General features: G+C 69.7%; 21 protein-coding genes. 12 read left to right on the top strand and 9 right to left on the bottom strand.

Going from position 1 to position 17723, the window contains the following annotated elements; genetic code table 11:
* Positions 1 to 72 precede the first annotated feature (72 nt).
* Complete coding sequence (locus tag FZN60_RS08935; RefSeq protein WP_199266530.1) at positions 73 to 1104, top strand: SDR family oxidoreductase; 1032 nt, start codon at positions 73 to 75, stop codon at positions 1102 to 1104.
* A 16-nt stretch (positions 1105 to 1120) separates the two neighbouring features.
* Here the strand turns inward: FZN60_RS08935 and FZN60_RS08930 are convergent, their stop codons facing one another.
* Positions 1121 to 1519 (bottom strand): response regulator, encoded by a 399-nt coding sequence (locus tag FZN60_RS08930; protein ID WP_422570130.1) that lies wholly within the window; start codon positions 1517 to 1519, stop codon positions 1121 to 1123.
* A gap of 185 nt (positions 1520 to 1704) precedes the next feature.
* Positions 1705 to 1899 carry a hypothetical protein gene (locus tag FZN60_RS08925; protein WP_158873131.1) on the bottom strand — a complete coding sequence of 65 codons (195 nt, stop codon included), beginning with the start codon at positions 1897 to 1899 and terminating at the stop codon, positions 1705 to 1707.
* A 253-nt stretch (positions 1900 to 2152) separates the two neighbouring features.
* On the opposite strand from FZN60_RS08925, the gene FZN60_RS08920 reads away from it, so the two are divergent.
* Positions 2153 to 2323 carry a hypothetical protein gene (locus FZN60_RS08920; RefSeq protein ID WP_158873130.1) on the top strand — a complete coding sequence of 57 codons (171 nt, stop codon included), beginning with the start codon at positions 2153 to 2155 and terminating at the stop codon, positions 2321 to 2323.
* 17 nt (positions 2324 to 2340) lie between these two features.
* Complete coding sequence (locus FZN60_RS08915) at positions 2341 to 2580, top strand: hypothetical protein (RefSeq protein ID WP_158873129.1); 240 nt, start codon at positions 2341 to 2343, stop codon at positions 2578 to 2580.
* Positions 2581 to 2631: 51 nt separating this feature from the next.
* Here the strand turns inward: FZN60_RS08915 and FZN60_RS29405 are convergent, their stop codons facing one another.
* Positions 2632 to 3801 carry a protoglobin domain-containing protein gene (locus FZN60_RS29405; protein ID WP_158873128.1) on the bottom strand — a complete coding sequence of 390 codons (1170 nt, stop codon included), beginning with the start codon at positions 3799 to 3801 and terminating at the stop codon, positions 2632 to 2634.
* A gap of 231 nt (positions 3802 to 4032) precedes the next feature.
* On the opposite strand from FZN60_RS29405, the gene FZN60_RS08905 reads away from it, so the two are divergent.
* Both FZN60_RS08905 and FZN60_RS08900 read left to right on the top strand, forming a co-directional pair.
* Entirely contained in the window at positions 4033 to 4272 is a 240-nt protein-coding gene (locus FZN60_RS08905; RefSeq protein WP_158873127.1) for a hypothetical protein, read from the top strand.
* Between the two features lie 128 nt (positions 4273 to 4400).
* The gene (locus FZN60_RS08900) at positions 4401 to 4940 is read left to right on the top strand and encodes a YciE/YciF ferroxidase family protein (RefSeq protein ID WP_158873126.1); all 540 of its coding nucleotides are present in this window, start codon (positions 4401 to 4403) and stop codon (positions 4938 to 4940) included.
* Positions 4941 to 4994: 54 nt separating this feature from the next.
* Here FZN60_RS08900 and FZN60_RS08895 read toward each other — a convergent pair whose 3' ends face one another.
* Complete coding sequence (locus FZN60_RS08895; RefSeq protein ID WP_158873125.1) at positions 4995 to 5390, bottom strand: YkvA family protein; 396 nt, start codon at positions 5388 to 5390, stop codon at positions 4995 to 4997.
* A 94-nt stretch (positions 5391 to 5484) separates the two neighbouring features.
* Positions 5485 to 5805 (bottom strand): hypothetical protein, encoded by a 321-nt coding sequence (locus FZN60_RS08890; RefSeq protein WP_158873124.1) that lies wholly within the window; start codon positions 5803 to 5805, stop codon positions 5485 to 5487.
* Positions 5806 to 6099: 294 nt separating this feature from the next.
* On the opposite strand from FZN60_RS08890, the gene FZN60_RS08885 reads away from it, so the two are divergent.
* From FZN60_RS08885 to FZN60_RS08875, 3 genes are read left to right on the top strand one after another with little or no spacing between them, the layout of a single operon-like run.
* Positions 6100 to 6717, top strand: a complete 618-nt coding sequence (locus FZN60_RS08885) for a TetR/AcrR family transcriptional regulator (protein WP_246726671.1) — start codon at positions 6100 to 6102, stop codon at positions 6715 to 6717.
* Positions 6717 to 7925 carry an efflux RND transporter periplasmic adaptor subunit gene (locus tag FZN60_RS08880; RefSeq protein ID WP_158873122.1) on the top strand — a complete coding sequence of 403 codons (1209 nt, stop codon included), beginning with the start codon at positions 6717 to 6719 and terminating at the stop codon, positions 7923 to 7925. Before FZN60_RS08885 ends, FZN60_RS08880 begins: the two co-directional genes overlap by 1 nt.
* A complete protein-coding gene (locus FZN60_RS08875) occupies positions 7922 to 11434 on the top strand; it encodes an efflux RND transporter permease subunit (protein WP_158873121.1) in 3513 nt (1170 codons plus the stop codon). The genes FZN60_RS08880 and FZN60_RS08875 overlap by 4 nt, the downstream gene beginning before the upstream one ends.
* Before the next feature lie 82 nt (positions 11435 to 11516).
* Here the strand turns inward: FZN60_RS08875 and FZN60_RS08870 are convergent, their stop codons facing one another.
* The 4 genes from FZN60_RS08870 to FZN60_RS08855 all read right to left on the bottom strand — a co-directional run bounded on the left by FZN60_RS08870 (position 11517) and on the right by FZN60_RS08855 (position 13295).
* Positions 11517 to 11786, bottom strand: coding sequence for a DUF2934 domain-containing protein (locus tag FZN60_RS08870; RefSeq protein WP_158873120.1), 270 nt, complete (start codon positions 11784 to 11786; stop codon positions 11517 to 11519).
* A gap of 111 nt (positions 11787 to 11897) precedes the next feature.
* A complete protein-coding gene (locus FZN60_RS08865; RefSeq protein WP_158873119.1) occupies positions 11898 to 12086 on the bottom strand; it encodes a hypothetical protein in 189 nt (62 codons plus the stop codon).
* A gap of 91 nt (positions 12087 to 12177) precedes the next feature.
* Positions 12178 to 12420 (bottom strand): Lrp/AsnC ligand binding domain-containing protein, encoded by a 243-nt coding sequence (locus FZN60_RS08860; protein WP_158873118.1) that lies wholly within the window; start codon positions 12418 to 12420, stop codon positions 12178 to 12180.
* Positions 12417 to 13295 (bottom strand): hormone-sensitive lipase, encoded by an 879-nt coding sequence (locus FZN60_RS08855; RefSeq protein WP_158873117.1) that lies wholly within the window; start codon positions 13293 to 13295, stop codon positions 12417 to 12419. Before FZN60_RS08855 ends, FZN60_RS08860 begins: the two co-directional genes overlap by 4 nt.
* A gap of 299 nt (positions 13296 to 13594) precedes the next feature.
* Here FZN60_RS08855 and cyoA point away from each other — a divergent pair, with 299 nt between their 5' ends.
* The 4 genes from cyoA to cyoD are packed head-to-tail and all read left to right on the top strand — an operon-like array spanning position 13595 to position 17717.
* Positions 13595 to 14611 (top strand): ubiquinol oxidase subunit II, encoded by a 1017-nt coding sequence (gene cyoA / locus FZN60_RS08850; RefSeq protein ID WP_158873116.1) that lies wholly within the window; start codon positions 13595 to 13597, stop codon positions 14609 to 14611.
* 6 nt (positions 14612 to 14617) lie between these two features.
* Positions 14618 to 16624 carry a cytochrome o ubiquinol oxidase subunit I gene (gene cyoB / locus FZN60_RS08845; protein ID WP_158873115.1) on the top strand — a complete coding sequence of 669 codons (2007 nt, stop codon included), beginning with the start codon at positions 14618 to 14620 and terminating at the stop codon, positions 16622 to 16624.
* Positions 16621 to 17316 carry a cytochrome o ubiquinol oxidase subunit III gene (cyoC, locus tag FZN60_RS08840; RefSeq protein ID WP_158873114.1) on the top strand — a complete coding sequence of 232 codons (696 nt, stop codon included), beginning with the start codon at positions 16621 to 16623 and terminating at the stop codon, positions 17314 to 17316. The genes cyoB and cyoC overlap by 4 nt, the downstream gene beginning before the upstream one ends.
* On the top strand, positions 17313 to 17717 hold the full coding sequence (gene cyoD, locus FZN60_RS08835; RefSeq protein ID WP_158873113.1) for a cytochrome o ubiquinol oxidase subunit IV: 405 nt from the start codon (positions 17313 to 17315) through the stop codon (positions 17715 to 17717). Before cyoC ends, cyoD begins: the two co-directional genes overlap by 4 nt.
* Positions 17718 to 17723: the final 6 nt, after the last annotated feature.

The raw sequence follows: 17723 nt of genomic DNA, 5'->3' as shown, positions 1-17723 counted from the left end.
CTCGGGAACGCCGGGGGCCGCGCCCGGTTCGGACCTCTTGAGCGAACCGGACGGAAGAACCCTCCCATGCCCTTGAAGCTTCAGCCCCTCAACGCCCAGGTCATGGTGATCACCGGAGCCAGTTCCGGCATCGGCCTCGTCACAGCCCGCGAGGCCGCCAAGCGCGGCGCCAAGGTGCTCCTCGTCGCGCGCGGCGAGGCTGCGCTGCGCGAGGCGGTGGAGGGCATCGTGGCGGCCGGCGGCGAAGCGGACTACGCCGTCGCCGACGTCGGCGAGATCGCCGAGGTGCGGGCCGCCGCCGACAAGGCGATCGCCCGCTGGGGCCGGATCGACACCTGGGTCAACGACGCCGGCGTCGTGATCTACGGCAAGCTCGCCGACACGCCCCTCGACGAGCACGAGCGCTTGTTTCGCACCAACTACTTCGGCGTCGTCAACGGCGCGCTGGTCGCGCTGGAGCACCTGCGGGGCCGCGGCGGGGCGATCGTCACCGTCGGGTCCATCGTGTCGGATCTCGCCGTGCCGGGGCAGGGCGCCTATTCCGCCTCCAAGCACGCGGTGCGCGGCTTCATCGAGGCGCTGCGCCGCGAGTTGATCGCGGAAGGCGCTCCCGTCTCCGTGACGCTGATCAAGCCCTCCGGCATCGACACGCCGATCACCCAGCACGCGGCGAACCATTTCGAGGACGAGGCGGCGCTGCCTCCGCCGGTCTACGATCCCGCACTGGTGGCCGAGGCGATCCTCCACGCCGCCGAGCATCCCCGCCGCGACATGACGGTGGGCGGCGGTGGCCGGGCGCAGGTCCTCTTCGCCGAGCACTTCCCCGGAATCGTGGATCGCTTGTCGGGTCTCATCATGCCGATCCTGACCGACCGGTCGCGGTCCAGGACGCCGGGCAGCTCGCTGTTCTCGGCCGGCACTGGCGGATACGAGCGCTCCGGTGCTCAGCCGGCGCGGCGCACCAGCCTCTACACCGCCGCCGAGCGCCATCCCGGCTCCGCGGCCCTCGTCCTGGCGGTGGGGGCCGTGGGTGTGATCGGCCTTCTCGCGGGCCGGCGGCGCAACGCCTCCGGGTTCGGCGAGCGGCGTCACCGTTCCTGGTGAGGCCGGCGCCCCGGCTTCAGCCGAACAGCGTCGCCGCGAGAGCCCGGGCATCGACGGGCTTCTCGCACAGGACCACCCCGTCATAGACCGAGGGGATGAACCGGCGGTCATAGCCGGTCGAGAAGACAAAGGGCACGCCGCGCGCCCGCAGCGCGTCCGCGAGCGGAAACACCGGCTTTCCCCGCAGGTTGACGTCGAGCACCGCTCCGTCGATCGCCCGCTCGGCGTCGAGGGCGGCGAGCCCCTCGTCGACCGTCGGGACCGGCCCCACCACTTCCGCGCCGAGGCCGCGAAGCTCGAAGGCCACGTCGTCGGCGATGTGGTACTCGTCCTCGACGACGAGGATGCGTTTGTCTCGAAGGCTGGAGACCGGCCGGGGCCGTGCGGGTCGGGCCTGATTGTGTCGCATGGCCATGTCGTTCATCCGCCGCCTCGCTTCGCCTTCGGCCCGCGCCAGGGACGCGGAGCGGCCGCGCCGCCTCCGCTCCACAGGGCACCAGAAGGTCAGCGCTTCGTTGCACAAATCAAGCGCGACTTCGTTAGTCCGCGGACAACCGCGAGGCGACGTAGTTTCGTCGCGCTGCGAAGGGGCGCGTCGCCTCAGTTGGCCGGCGGCGTTCCGGCCGAGGACTGGTCCGGGCTGTTGGCGGAGCCGGCGCCGTTGGTGGGCCCGTCGCCGCTGCCGGCGGAGTTGCCCGCATTGCCGGCGCTGCCGCTGCCGGAGCCGTCGCAGGCACCGAGCGCCAGGGCGGCAGCGATCATGGCGGGGACGAGGAATCGGGTTCGTGTCTGCATGTCGGCGTCGTCCGTTCGCGAGGGGTTTCGTCGCGCGGAAGAAGACCTCGCAGGTCGGATCGGTTGCTCGGCAAGGATCACGAAACGCGTAGCCTCGACCCTGAAAACAGCGAGCATCTCCCATGACTTAGACAGCCAAGGAAGCGGTTGGGCGATCGGCCGAACCGGCGCGAGCGTTGCGCCGTTGCTCCCCATGAAGCGGCCTTCGCGAAACTGAGGCGGGGCGCTGACGAGAAGCGGAGGCTTGGGACGCATGGACGCGCAACGCGGCGGCAAGAGCCGCGACAAGGGTATGGGTTGGATGGTCGCCGTGGGAGCCATCGTCGCTGCGGTCGTCGTGATCGGCGTCCTGACGAGCGGCTTCGGCCTCATGACGCCGGAACAAGCCCCCACCACGTCGGCCGCCGATCAGATCGAGCAATAGAACAGGGAGACTCCGACATGGCCAATGCCAGCAGGAACCACATCGGCGCGGGCGCGCAGGGCAAGCGGGCCGGAACCGGCGCGATGACCGACGTGCCGGCCGATCTCCTGGAAGAGAACATGGTGCTGAGCAACCGCGACAAGGCCCAGCATACCGGCGCCCGCGGCCTCGACGGCAAGGCGACGCAGGTCGAACAATTCCAGGACACGGTCATGAACCGCGGCGAGCGCGCCGACGATTCGAGCGACGAAGCCTGAACGGGAGGCGGACGAGGCCGAGTTCGGTCTCGCCCGCCTCCCTTCCGCCGTTCAGGCGGCCCGGCGACCCACCGGCGCCACGCTGCCCTGCGCTCGCCGCCCGCCCGCGGGGGCGGCGCCCGCCTTCCCCACGTCTTCGGCGAGGCCCTCCTGGCTCATCCGGTCGAGATGCTGGATCACGCCGTTGATCTGGTCGGACCCGATGGTCAATTCCCGGCAGGCATTGGAGATTTCGGACACGAGGTCCGCGGTCTGGCGGATGTCGGGCACGAGGGCTCCGACCTTGGCGCCGGCCTCCTCGGCGATGCCGACGGTCTTGGCCGTGAGCGCGCCGATATCGGCCGCGGCCACGGCCGCGCGTTCGGCGAGCTTGCGCACCTCCGATGCCACCACCGCGAAGCCCTTGCCGTTCTGCCCGGCGCGCGCCGCCTCGATCGCGGCGTTCAGGGCGAGAAGATCGGTCTGGCGCGCGATCTCCTGCACCACGCGGATCTTGTCGGCGATGTCGCGCATCGCCTGCACCGAGTGCTGCATGGCGTCGCCGCTTGCGGTCGCGCTCGAAGCCGCCTCCGCGGCGAGGCGCTCGGTGCGCGCGGCATTATCGGCCGTTTGACGAATGTTGGCCGTCATCTCCTCCATCGCCGTCGAGGCCTGCTCCAGCGAGTGGGCCTGTTCCTTGGCGAGGGTGCGCCGTCCTTCGGCCTCGGCGTTCCGCTGGCTCTCGAGCGCCTCGATATAGGTTGAGACGGAGAAATCCATGTCGAGAACGGCGAGCTTGATGAGAAGCGCGACGAGCTCGGCAGCCTCCTCGCCGCGCCGTTTGGAAAGCGGCATCCGGCCTGCGAGGAGGCGCGGCAGGATCACCTGGACCATCCGGCCGAGCGCGATGGCGTAGCCGCCCATGTACCAGCGCGGCTCGAGTCCGATGCGGGCGTGCCGGCGGCCGATTTCCTGGGCGTGGCCGACATAGTCGTCGTCGAGCTCGGCCGAGAGCAGCCGGTCCCAGTGCCGCGCCTGGCCCGACTTGGTCCGGGCCAGGTGCTCGCCGCTCTTGAAGAAGTGGGAGAGTTCGGGCGTCTGCGTGACGCGGGCGTAGAACTCGTCGAGGCCGGCCGAAACGCCCTCGCGGATCAGATCCGTGTGGCTCGCCGCCAGGGCGGTTTCCTGCCCGGTCAACTGGAGGAAGCGAAGGCGGGCTCGGAGGTCGTGATCTGAAGTCATCGGGGGCCGATCGGAGTTTCCTCGGGAACGAAGTTAATTGGCCATGATGACATTACCCAAGGCTGACGAACGCCGTGGCTCGGCCCGGCGAAACGAGTGGATCAAGGCCTTTTACGTACAAATACTGGTGGTCTTGTTCCTCAAGGTCGCGCGGTTGCCCGTCCGCCGTCGTTGGAACGATCGGCTTCGGGCGATGCTTTCGTAAGGAAACCCCCGACAAGGAGACGAGTCATGGATCGTGGATCAGGAACCACCCGCCGGCTGGACCAGTCGCCGACCGCGCCCGAAAGCGAGCGCGTGCGCCCCGACGCGATGGCGGCGAGCCCCTCCGACACCGAGATCCGGGCCGATCCCCGCTCGCCCGATCCCGATCTCCACCAGACGGCGGCCGCCGACGTGCAGGCCGACGCCGAGGCCGGCGCGCAGCCCGAGGACAGCAGCGGGCGCATCGAGCCGCTGAAGCGCCGCTGAGGTTGCACCTCTAGCCGTCCACGCGAACAAGAACGGGCCGGCCAGGAACAGCCCACAGGCCGCCCGTCTTGATGAAGCATCGCGGGCCGGCAACGGCCGGTTCGCCAAACGCCCGAGGAGCGACAAGAATGGCCAAGGAAAAGACGCTCGCAGACGCCTTCTACGAGACCCTCAAGGACGTCTACTACGCGGAGAAGCAGTCCGTGCGCGCGCAGAAGAAGTCGGCCAAGGCAGCGCAGTCCGCCGAGCTGAAGGACGCCTTCGAGACCCATGCCGAGGAAAGCGCCACCCAGGTCCAGCGCCTGGAAAAGGTGTTCGAGATCATCGGCAAGGCGCCGCGCGCCAAGACCTGCGAGGCGATGCAGGGTCTGACCGCCGAGATGGAGGAAGACCTCGAGGACTTCGGCTCCACCGAGGCCGCCGACGACGTGCTGATCGGCTGCGCGCAGGCGATGGAGCACTACGAGATCGCCCGCTACGGCCTCTTGAAGAGCTGGGCCGCCAAGCTCGGCTACGACGAGGCCGCGTCCCTGATCGAGGAAACGCTGGCCGAGGAGAAGAAGACCGACGAGCTTCTCACCCGCATCGCCGAAAGCATTCCCGCGGCGGGCGCGGCCGAGCAGACCGGCGGCAAGACCAAGAACGGTGCGCGCGCCGGCGCCCACTGATCCCTGCTTCCGACGCGACAGAACGGCCCGCCCGGCTCTGCCGGGCGGGCCTTTTCACGAGACCGGTTCCAGCGGGGAAGCGACGGCCGGCCACAGCCACCAGGCGAGCGCGGCGGCGAGAGCCATCCAGATCAGGACGATCGCGATCATGCCGGCCCGGCTGGCGGGGCGATCCCGCGCGGCTGCGGCGGCGCGGTACTCCCGCATCAGGTCTGGCGGGATCATCCGCACGATCAGCGCGATGGCCAGCGGCAGGAGGATGATCTCGTCGAGATAGCCGAGAATCGGGATGAAGTCGGGGATGAGGTCGATCGGGCTCAGGGCATAGGCCGCGACGGCGCCCGCGGCGAGCTTGGCCCGCCAGGGCGTGCGGGGATCGCGGGCGGCGATCCACAGCGCGACGACGTCCCGCTTCAGCGCCCGCGCCCAGGTCTTGATCCTCGTCAGCATGGCAGGTCCAATCCGCGAGGGTAGTGAGGCTCAACCCATACGCCGACGAGACCTAAGATTGTTCTGCGGGCCGCCCGCGACCCTAACCGCGACCCTAAAGGGCCAGAACCGCGCCCGTGCCGTCGCGCTTCAACCGCTCGGCCGCCTCGCGCGCGTCGAACATCATCGACACGCCCGTGCGCGCGCATTCCTCGATGAGGATGCGCGCCGCCACGTCCGACAGTTCCTCGCGGCTCTCGTCCCGGTCCGCGCCGGAGATCCGGCGCGCCGTGTCGCGAACGATCAGGAACGAGCCGGCGGCCCAGGCGCGGGCCACCGCTTCGCGCGCGGCCCGCTCGATCTCGACGACGTCCTTCTCCGGTCCGGTGCCGCGCCGCTCCCGCCGCGCACCCGGTTCGATGACCTGCATGTTCATGATGGTACTCCCGATGCCTGGGAATTGGTTCCCAAGCCGGAGATTGCAAGAGGCGGCGGATCACGGCTCGATGAGGTGACGGGGAGATGCCCGGGCCAGACCGATCCCCCGTCCGGCCACGGCGCCAGCGCCCGTTTCGCGCTCGTGCAAGGCTTCCTCAATCCGGCTCGGCCATCCTACCTCCGGAGAGTGCGAGCCGACGGCCCCGACTCTCACCCATGCGTCAAGGCGGACTCGACAATGACGGCTTGCTACGATATGCGAACGAGTGTTCGTTCTCAATCGGCTTCCGCCTTGTCCCTGTCATCGATTCCTTCCGACGAGCTCGCTCCCGCGGACCGACGGCGCCAGCAGATCCTGGCGGCCGCCCGCCGGGCCTTCACCCGCTCGGGCTTCCATGGCGCCTCGATGCACCAGGTCTGCGCCGAGGCTCAGATGAGCCCGGGCGCGGTCTACCGCTACTTCCCCTCCAAAGACGCCATCATCGAGGCGATCGCGGAAGAGGAGCAGGTGGCGGCCGGCGCCTGCATGGCCGCGCTCTTCGGCGAGGGCGACCTCGTCGACCGCATGACGACCGTCGCGATGGACTATCTGCGCGCGGCCCGCGATTCCGAGACGGGCGGCCTTCTCGTCGAGATCTGCTCGGAATCGCTGCGCAACACCACGGTCGGCGCCCGCTTCTACGAGATCCAGAAGGGCGTGCGGCTCGCGCTGCACACCGCCCTGGAGCAGGCGCAGGCGCAGGGCGAGCTGCGCCAGGACGCCGAGATCGATGTCATCCTGACCCTTCTCTTCGCCATCGGTGACGGCTTGATGATGCGCCTCCAGATCGAGCGCGACATCGAGCTCGATTCCGTCGAACCCTATCTCAGGCGGATGCTCTCCGCCCTCGTGGGCAAGGAGCGCCCGTGATGCCGCAGCGCCGTCTTTCTCGTGCCTCGGCTCTCGCCCTGGCGCTCGTCGTCCTCGCTCCGCCCGCCATCGCCGCCGGCGAAGGGGAGGGGGACCCGCCGCCGGCCCCGATCGCCGCGCCCGCGATCACCGTGGTGCGCGCGACGGCCGCGCCGATCGCCCAGCGCGCCAGCGTCACCGGCACGCTGACCCCGCGCGAGACGGTGAGCGTCGGCGCCGACGTCGAGGGCCTGCGCGTCGAGGCCCTGCTCGCCGACGAGGGCGACCGGGTCGAGGCGGGCCAAGTCCTGGCGCGGCTCGCCGCCGACACGATCGAGGTCAACCTCGCCCGGTCCGACTCGCAGATCGCCCGCGCCGAGGCGGGCATCGCTCAGGCAGAGGCGCAGGTGGCCGAGGCCGAGTCGGCCGCCGTCGAGGCGGAAGCGGCGCTGAAGCGCACGCAGGCCCTTTCGGGCAAGGGGATCGTCGGCCAGGAGATCCTCGACCAGCGCGTGTCGGGCGCCGCCGCGACACGCGCGCGCCTCGTGTCGGCCCGCCAGGGCATCGCGCTCGCCGAGGCCGACAAGGCGGCGGCCGAGGCCGAGCGGCGCGAGCTGGAGCTTCAGCTCTCCAAGACCGAGATCAAGGCGCCCACCGCCGGCCTCGTGCTGCAGCGCCAGGCGCGGCTCGGTCAGATCGCGTCCGTGGCGGGCGGGGCACTGTTCGAGATCGCCCGCGACGGCGAGATCGAGCTCGACGCCGACGTCAGCGAGACCGTGCTCGGCGCCCTCGCCAAGGGGCAGCCCGTGACGGTGACCCCGGCCGGCGGCCAGCCGGTGCAGGGAACCGTGCGGCTCGTCTCGCCCCGCGTCGACCAGGCGACGCGGCTCGGCCGGGTGCGCGTGGCGCTGCCGGCCTCGGACACGCTTCGCGTCGGCGCCTTCGCCCGCGGCGTCGTCGAGACGGCGAGCGCGCAGGGCATCCTCGTGCCGCGCACGGCTGTCGTCACCAACGAGCGCGGCACCACCGTGCAGGTGGTGACGAACGACGTCGTCGAGACGCGGGCGGTGACGCTCGGGCTCGCCGACGAGGCGCGCGTCGAGATCCGCGAGGGCGTCGCCGAGAACGAGAGCGTCGTCGCCCGAGCCGGCACCTTCGTGCGCGAGGGCGACCGCGTCCGGCCGATCGAGGCGGACGCCGCGACTGTGACGGCGGAGGCCGCCCGATGAACTGGAACATTTCCGGCTGGGCGATCCGCAACCCGGTTCCGCCCATCCTCCTGTTCGTGGTGCTGATGGCGCTGGGCGTCATCAGCTTCATGAACCTGCCGATCACGCGGTTTCCCAATATCGACGTGCCCGTGGTCTCGGTCACGGTGACGGAGTCGGGTGCGGCCCCGTCCGAGCTCGAAACGCAGATCACCAAGAAGGTCGAGGACGCCATCGCCGGCGTGTCCGGCATCAAGCACATCACCTCGACGATCACCGACGGCCAGTCGGTGACGGCGGCCGAGTTCCGCCTGGAGATCGAGACCGACCGCGCCGTCAACGACGTGAAGGACGCGATCGCAAAGATCCGCTCCGACCTGCCGCGCACGATCGACGAGCCGATCGTCCAGCGCATCGACGTCGAGAACCAGTCGATCGTCACCTACGCCGCCTCCTCGCCGGGCATGACGCCCGAGGAGCTCTCCTGGTTCGTCGACGACACGGTGGTGCGCGCGCTCCAGAGCCTGAAGGGCGTCGGGCGCGTCGAGCGCATGGGGGGCGTCGAGCGCGAGATCCAGGTCCGCCTCGATCCCGACCGCCTCGCCGCGCTGGGAGTGACGGCCGCGGACGTCAACGCGCAGCTGCGCGCGACCAACGTCGATCTTTCCGGCGGCCGGGCCGAGTTCGGCGGCCAGGAGCAGGCGATCCGCACCCTGTCCTCGGCCCAGACGGTCACGGGCCTCGCCTCGACGAGGCTGTCGCTGCCGGGCGGGCGCGAGGTGCGCCTCGACGAGCTCGGCACCGTCGCCGATTCCTGGGAGGAGCCGCGCTCCTTCGCCCGGCTCGACGGCCAGCCGATCGTCGCCTTCTCGATCTACCGCGCCAAGGGCGCCAGCGACACCGACGTGTCCGAAGTCGTCGCCGCCAAGGTGACCGAACTCGGCGCGGCCTATTCCGAGGTCCGCTTCAGCCGCATCGACGACAGCGTCACCTACACCTACGGCAACTTCGAATCGGCCATGGAGACGCTCGGGGAGGGCGCCTTCCTCGCCGTGGTCGTGGTGCTCCTGTTCCTGCGCGACTGGCGCGCGACGATCGTCGCGGCCATCACCCTGCCGCTCGCCGCCATCCCCACCTTTTGGGCGATGAGCATGCTCGGCTTCTCGCTGAACCTCGTCAGCCTCCTCGCCATCACCCTCGTCACCGGTATCCTCGTCGACGACGCCATCGTCGAGATCGAGAACATCGAGCGGCACATGGAGATGGGGAAGACGCCCTATCGCGCGTCCGTCGAGGCGGCCGACGAGATCGGCCTCGCCGTGATCGCCATCACCGCGACGATCATGGCGGTCTTCGCGCCCGTCTCGTTCATGGGCGGCGTTGCCGGCCAGTACTTCAAGCAGTTCGGCCTGACCGTCGCGGTGGCGGTGTTCTTCTCGCTGCTCGTCGCGCGCCTCATCACGCCGATGCTCGCGGCCTACTTCTTCCGGCCGCTGCGCCGCGAAGGGCCGGGCTTCTCCCGCCTCTTCGCGCGCTATCTTCTGATCCTCGGTCCGCTCGCGGGCCTCTGCGCCGGCGCGCTGTTCGCGCTCGCCGCCCTGCCGGAGGCCGCCGCCCGCGGCATCGGTGCGGCGGTGGCGCTGCAGCCGCTCGCGGTGCACCTGCCGCCGGTCTCCTGGGAAAGCGCGGGCGCGCTCTCGCGCGACATCCTGATCGGCGCCGCGGTGATGGTGGTGCTCCTCGCCTTCCTCAACCGGCCGCACCGCGAGGAGCATCGCGACGGCCTCCTGATGCGGGCCTATACCGGCTTCCTTGCCATCACGGTGAAGGTCCGCTGGCTGACGCTGGCGGTCGGCATCGGCCTCTTCGCCCTCGCGATCCACTCGATCCAGTACCTGCCGACCGGCTTCATCCCGAAGGAGGACGCCTCGCGCATCGTGGTGTCGCTGGAGCTGCCGCCCGGCGCGACGCTGGCCGAAACGCAGGCCATCACCGACAAGGCCGCGGCGAGCATCAAGGAGCTGCCCGAAGTCCGCTCCGTCCTGATCATCGGCGGATCGAGCCCGACGGGCACCCTGGAGGTGCGTCGCGCCGCGATGACCGTGGCGCTCACCCGCAAGTTCGAGCGCACCCGCTCGCAAGCCGAGCTGGAGCCGGTGATCGCCGACAGGCTCGCGGCGATCCCGGATCTGCGCTCCTTCTACGTCAACGAGCGCGGCGAGCGCGAGCTGTCGGTCGGCATCCTCGGCGAAGACGGCGAGGCGGTGTCCGAGGCCGCGGCGGCGCTCGAGGCCGAGATGCGGCGCGACCCGGTCTTCGTGAACCCGAGCGCCATGGCCTCCTTCGCCCGGCCGGAGATCCGCATCCGCCCGCGCCTCGACGAGGCGGCGGATCTCGGCATCGCGCCGAGCGCCATTTCCGAGACCGTGCGGGTCGCCACCATCGGCGACGTCGGGGCGAACCTCGCCAAGTTCAACGCCGGCGAGCGCCAGGTGCCGATCCGCGTGCAGCTGGCCGAAGACGAGCGGCGCGACCTCGCCGTGATCTCGAACCTGCGCGTGGCGACGGGCGCCGGCGGCACGGTGCCGCTCGACGCCGTGGCGGCGATCGACTTCGGCCAGGGGCCCTCGACGATCGACCGCTACGACCGCGAGCGCCTCGTCAAGGTCGGCTCCTCCATGGCACCGGGCCACGAGATCGGCGAGGGCACCGACCGCATCATGGCCTCCGAGGCCGTTCGGACCATGCCGCCCGGCGTGCGCCTCCAGCAGGTCGGCGACGCCGAGATCCAGGCCGAGGTCTTTTCCGGCTTCGCCTCGGCCATGGGCGCCGGCATCATGATGGTGCTCGTGGTTCTGATCCTCCTCTTCGGCTCGGTCTTCCTGCCGATCACCATCCTCGCCGCGCTGCCCTTCTCGGCCGGCGGCGTCGTCGGCGCGCTGCTCCTGACCAACACGGCGATCTCCATGCCCGTGGTCATCGGCATCCTGATGCTGATGGGCATCGTGACGAAGAACTCGATCATGCTGGTCGACTTCGCCGTGGAGCAGGAGAAGCACGGGATGAGCCAGCGCGAGGCGATCATCGACGCGGGCCGCAAGCGCGCCCGGCCGATCATCATGACGACGCTCGCGATGGCCGCGGGCATGGTGCCGGCGGCGATGGCGACGGGCGAGGGCGGCGAGTTCCGCGCGCCGATGGCGATCGCGGTGATCGGCGGCCTCCTCGTCTCCACCGTCCTCAGCCTCGTCTTCATCCCGTCCGTCTACACGATCATGGACGATCTGAGCCGCATCGTCGGGCGCCTCTTCCGCTGGGCCCTGAAGCCCAACGCCTCCGAGGACCTGACGCACGCAGCGCCCGTCACGGCCGGCGGGCACGGGCTGCCGGCCGTCGCGGCGCTGCCCGCGGGCGAGAACGACATGCGGGCGAGCTGGAAGCGCGTGACCGAGTACCGCAACCGCCTGGCGGACGAGCAGCGCGAGGACGACGCCCGCGGCAACGCCGACCTGCGCCCCGCGGCCGAGTAAAGCGCGGTCGACGCGACGAACGAAAACGGGCGGATGCGCAACGCATCCGCCCGTTTTCTTAACTGTCGCGGTGTTCGGCGTCTCAGGCCGCGAAGGGCTGCGGCTCCCACAGGGCGCGGCGCAGCCGCTCGATCTCGGCCCGGCCGGTGAAGGCGCCGCTCTGCCAGGGCTGCGCGACGACGAGCGGCTCGGGCTCGGGCTCGGGCGCCGCTTGCGCCGTCACCACCTCGCTCTCGATCTCCGCGGCCGCCTGCGCCCAATGCACGTGCTCGCGACCGCTCGGGCAGCCTTCGCGCATCCAGATCTCATAGGCGCGACGGCGCACGGCCTCGTCGAAATCCTGTTGAATCATGGTGTTGCACTCCCGTCGCCTTTTCGCAGGAACTGCGAAGGGCGCCGAAGGTTTCAAGGCCGCAACATGCTTTGCCGGGCAGAATGTCCCGTTATGGTTGCATGAGGGGGGTCAGGGCCCGCCCGCGACCGAGCCGGTGATCACCATCACGAGGTCGCCGAGGTCGATCGTGCCCGCGACGTTCAGCCGGTATTCTCCGAGGTCGCGCACGGTCAGTTCGCCGTCGCTGTTCTCGGCCTGGCGGCGCAGTTCGTCGAGGACGGCCTGCTTCAGCTTGTGTTCGAGCGGGGCGGTTTCCAAGGCGCTTCTCCTTCGTCGCGTCTGCCTGTTGTCCGATGTCAACGAGGCGAGGGCGCTGATGGTTCGAGGCGCGGGCTCGGATGGTCGCCGGTCAGCCGAAGGCCTTGAAGGCGACCGTCGTGAAGGTGTCGGCGACGCCGTTGATCGTTTGCAGCTGCTCGGTGACGAAGCGGCCGGTGTCCTGCCCGTCGTCGAGGTAGAACTTGGCGAGGAGGTCGTACTGGCCCGAGGTGGAATACACCTCGGAGATCTCCTCGATGCCTTGCACCAGCGCGTCCGCGACCTCGTAGGCCTGTCCCGGGCGGCACTTGAACTGGACGAAGATCGCTTTCATGACATGCCTTCCTGGCTGGACCCGTCCGCGAGATGCGCGACGAGGGGGCTCGCCGGGTCGAGAAGTTCGTCGACCACGTCGAAATGGTGGCGCCCCGGCGCTTCCAGCGCAACCGTGCGCGCGCCCAGCCCCGCCCAGGCATTGGCGAGAAGCGCGTTCTGCCGCCGGAACTCCGGCAACTCGGCGCCGCCGACGAGGCAGGTGATCGAAACGCCCGGCCGGGGCAGGAGGAGGGCGGGGCTCTCGGCCGCCGCCGAGATCGCGTCGAGACGTAGCGTCTCGTTCATGGCGGTCGCGAGGAGCGGGCGCAGGTCGTGGACGCCGCTGATCGAGAGGACCCGCGCGATCCGCGCGGCCGTGCCCGGCAGGATCGGCGCGTTCCGGCAGAGCATGCGCGAGACGAGGTGCCCGCCCGCCGAGTGGCCGGCGAGAACGATGTCGCCTTCCGGCACGGCGAGCGCCAGCGCGTCGAGGCAGGCGCCGACCTCCGCCACGATGCCGGCGATCCCGATGTTCGGGCAGAGCGTGTATTCCGGCAGCGCCGCGGCGAAGCCGCGCGCCAGCATGCCGCCGGCGAAATGCGACCAGTTGTTGATGTCCTGGCTCTTCCAGTAGCCGCCATGGACGAAGACGAAGAGGCCGCGCGGCGGCCCGTCCGGCAGGAACAGGTCGTAGTGCCGCCGGGGCGCGGCGCCGTAAGGGACGCGGAGCCGCGCCCGGCCCTTGGCCGACAGGCTGTCCCGGAAGGCTGCGGCCTCGCTTTGCCAGCGCGGCACGAAGGCTTCGGCGCCGCTGATCGAGCCGCTGTTGTCGTAGGCGGCGTCCCAGTCGGCGACGGGCGCGCCGCCCGTCCAGATGTCGTCGAAGCCGTTCATCCCACCCCTCCCTTGCACCCGTCGGCGATACAGCGCCCGGCCCCGCCACGGCAAGCCGCGCCGGCGTCGGGGAGCCGGCGAAGTTTCGTCGGGACGCGATGCTTCCCTTGCTCGGGCGCACCCCTATGTCGATCCTCGCGCCCGGACGGGTCGGCCTCGGGATACCTGCGCCCTGCTCGGTCGCGGGTGCTGCGGGTGGATCGGCCTCGCGGCCGGACGCGAAGTGAGGGGCTGCCGATGCGTGGTGTTGCCGATGTCCTCGTGGGGCTCGCGCGGGCGGTGCGCGCGCCGGTGCGGCCGTGACCATCCCCCGCAGCGGCGCGGCGGCGCCGGTTCGAAGCCGCGGCCGGCACGGATGGGCGCTTCTCGCGCTGGGCGCCTGCGCCCTTCTTCTCGCCGGCTGCGGCGAGATCTCGATCCTGCGGCCCGCCGGCCCGATCGGCGAGGGCAACCGGCAGATCCTCCTCAACTCGCTGGCCGTCATGCTGGTGATCGTGGTGCCGACCATGATCGCGACGCTGGCCTTCGCCTGGTGGTTCCGGGCCGGCAACCCGAAGGCCAAGTACCGGCCGGAATTCACCTATTCCGGCCGCATCGAGGTCATCGTCTGGTCCATCCCGATCCTCACCATCCTCTTCATCGGCGGCCTGATCTGGTACGGCTCGCACGAGCTCGACCCATTCAAGCCGCTCGATTCCGACGAGCCGACCCTGGAGGTCCAGGTCGTCTCGCTCGATTGGAAGTGGCTCTTCATCTACCCGGAGGCGCAGGTCGCCAGCGTCAACGAGCTGGTGATCCCCGTCGGACGGCCGGTCCGCTTCCGGATCACCTCGGCGAGCGTGATGAACACCTTCTTCATCCCCAATCTCGGCTCGATGATCTACGCAATGAACGGGATGGAAACGAAGCTCTACCTGCAGGCGGACCGGGAGGGCACCTTCTACGGCCAGTCGGCGCACTACAGCGGCGACGGCTTCTCGGGCATGAACTTCGACGTGCGCGCCGTGCCGGAGGCCGAGTTCTCCGCCTGGGCGGTCGGCCTCAAGGCGGCTGGGCCGGTTCTCAACGTCGAGACCTATCGCGAGCTGTCGCGCCAGAGCCGCGACGTCCTGCCCTACACCTACAGCCACGTCCAGGGTGGCCTCTTCGAGTCGGTGGTGGACCAGACGCTGCCGCCGGGGCCGGGGCCCGAATCCGGCCGAGGCGGGGCCGAGGAGATCCATCCCGAAAGCAGCCCGGAAGCCTCCGCCGAGCAGCCCGCGCCGGCCGCGGCACCCGCCTCCGCATCCGCCCACGGCGCGCATCACGAGGGATAGCAGAACATGCTCGGCAAGCTCGACTGGTCCGCCATCCCCTTCGACGAGCCGATCCCGCTCGTCGCGGCCGGAATCATCGGCCTCGGCGTCCTCGGCGTTCTCGCCTGGATCACCGTCAAGGGCTTCTGGCCCTATCTCTGGCGCGAATGGATCACCTCCGTCGACCATAAGCGCATCGGGGTGATGTACATCGCGCTCGCCCTCCTGATGCTGATCCGCGGCTTCGTCGACGCCATCATGATGCGCTCGCACCAGGCCATGGCGGTGAACGCGGAGGGCTTTCTTCCGCCCGACCACTACGACCAGATCTTCTCGGCCCACGGCACGATCATGATCTTCTTCGGGGCCATGCCCTTCGTGGTCGGGATGATGAACTTCGTCGTGCCGCTCCAGCTCGGCATCCGCGACGTCGCCTTCCCGACGCTGAACTCGATGTCGTTCTGGCTGACGGCCTCCGGCGCGCTCCTCGTCAACGTCTCGCTCGTCGTCGGCGAGTTCGCCCGGACCGGCTGGCTGCCCTACGCGCCGCTCTCCGAGCTCGACTATTCGCCGGGAGTCGGCGTCGACTATTATCTCTGGGCGATCCAGGTCGCCGGCGTCGGCACGCTGATGTCCGGCGTCAACCTCGTCACCACCATCCTGAAGATGCGCGCGCCCGGCATGGGGCTCCTGCGCATGCCGATGTTCTGCTGGACCTCGCTCGCCGCCAACCTCCTCATCGTCGCCGCCTTCCCGATCCTGACGGCGACGCTCGCGATGCTCACCCTCGACCGCTACCTCGGCTTCCACTTCTTCACCAACGAGGCCGGCGGCAACATGATGATGTTCGTCAACCTCATCTGGGCCTGGGGACACCCGGAGGTCTACATCCTGATCCTGCCGGCCTTCGGCATCTTCTCCGAGATCTTCGCGACCTTCTCCGGCAAGCCGCTCTTCGGCTACCGCTCGATGGTGGCCGCGACCCTGTTCATCGTGGTCGTGTCCTTCACCGTCTGGCTCCACCACTTCTTCACCATGGGCGCGGGGGCCAACGTCAACGCCGCCTTCGGCATCGCGACCTCGGTGATCGCGGTCGGCACCGGGGTGAAGGTCTACAACTGGATCTTCACCATGTACGGGGGGCGGCTGCGCTTCGCCACGCCCATGCTCTGGTCGGTTGCCTTCATCCTCGTCTTCGTCGTCGGCGGCATGACGGGCGTGCTCCTGGCGGTGCCGCCGGCCGACTTCATGCTCCACAACTCGCTGTTCCTCGTCGCCCACTTCCACAACGTCATCATCGGCGGCGTCCTGTTCGGCCTGTTCGCCGGCTACACCTACTGGTTTCCCAAGGCCTTCGGCTTCACCCTCGACGAATGGTGGGGGAAGGTCGCCTTCTGGCTGACGCTTCTCGGCTTCGTGCTCGTCTTCGGGCCCCTCTACATCCTCGGCCTCGAGGGCATGACGCGCCGTCTCCAGCACATCGAGGTCGAGCAGTGGGAGCCCTGGCTGATGGTGGCGCTCGCCGGCGTCGTGGTCATGATCGGCGGCGTGGCGGCCCAGGTCGTCCAGCTCGTCGTCTCGATCCGGCGCCGCCACGAGCTGCGCGACACGACGGGCGACCCCTGGGACGGCCGCTCGCTCGAATGGGCGACGCCCTCGCCGCCGCCGCCCTACAACTTCGCGGTGATCCCCGACGTCGAGAACGAGGAGGCCTACTGGTCGATCAAGCAGTCGGCGATCCGCTCGCAGTCCTTGGGGGAGGAGCCGGACTACAAGCCGATCGAGATGCCGCGCAACAGCCCGACCGGCTTCGTCACGGCCTTCTTCTCGACCCTCATCGGCTTCGCCCTGATCTGGCACATCTGGTGGCTGGCGGTTCTCGGCCTCGTCGGCGCCTACGCGACCTTCGTGGTCTTCGCCTGGCGCGACGAGGTGGAATACGAAGTCCCGCTCGAAACGGTGGTCGAGGCCGAGCGCGAGCGCCGCGCGGCGGCCCAGGCCTGGCTCGCCGAGCACGGAGGACGCACCGCATGAGCGCCACCACCGCATCGGGCGATCCCCGGCACATCGGCGCGACCACGGCCGGCCACGATCCCTACAATCTCGGGCACGGCCATGCCGGCCACGGGGCCGGCGTCGGCAGCCACCGCGAAGGCGGCATGGCCTCGAAGATCGTGGTCACCGGCTACGGCTTCTGGATCTACCTCCTCTCCGACATCATCATGTTCTCGGCCTTCTTCGCGGCCTATGCCGTCCTGTCGGGCGAGACTGCGGGCGGGCCGTCCGGCGCCGACCTCTTCGAGCTTTGGCGGGTCGCGCTCCAGACCTTCCTGCTCCTCACCTCCAGCTTCACCTGCGGCCTGGCGAGTCTCGCCACCGAGCGGCGCGACATGGTGTGGACGCAAGGGTGGCTCCTCGTCACCGGGCTTCTGGGTGCCGCCTTCATCTACCTGGAGGTCGACGAGTTCGCGCAGATGATCGGGGAGGGGGCCGGCCCCGGCCGCAGCGCCTTCCTGTCGGCCTTCTTCGCCCTGGTCGGGCTGCACGGCCTCCACGTCTCGGTCGGCCTTCTCTGGCTCGGCACGATGATGGCGCAGCTCTGGTTCAAGGGCTTCCGGCCCGACATCCTGCGCCGGCTTCTGTGCTTCAACCTGTTCTGGCACGCGCTCGACATCGTCTGGATCGCCGTGTTCACGATCGTTTATCTCATGGGAGCGGGCCGATGAGCGACAGCAGCCTGGACCAGGACTTCGGACAGCCCGGCGGCTCGGCGCCCGGCGAGGAGCGGATCAACACCGGCGAGGTCGCGAGCGGCCTTCGCGGCTACGCGCTGGGCTACGGCCTCGCCCTCCTCCTGACCGGCGCCTCGTTTCTCGCAGCCCAGAGCGATCTCATCTACCAGCCGGCGATCATCTCGGCACTGGTGGTGCTGGCCATCGCCCAGATGGGCGTCCACCTCGTCTTCTTCCTTCACGTGACGACCGGGCCGGACAACCTCAACAACATCCTGGCGCTCGCCTTCGGCGTCCTGATCGTCGCCCTCGTCGTTCTCGGCTCGATCTGGATCATGGCCAACCTCCACCACAACATGATGCCGATGGACGAGTTCATGCAGCACCTGCGCTGACGGCGC

This window comes from Antarcticirhabdus aurantiaca (genome assembly GCF_009765365.1).
Classification (GTDB): domain Bacteria; phylum Pseudomonadota; class Alphaproteobacteria; order Rhizobiales; family Rhizobiaceae; genus Antarcticirhabdus; species Antarcticirhabdus aurantiaca.
This window is presented reverse-complemented; position numbering and strand designations above follow the sequence as displayed.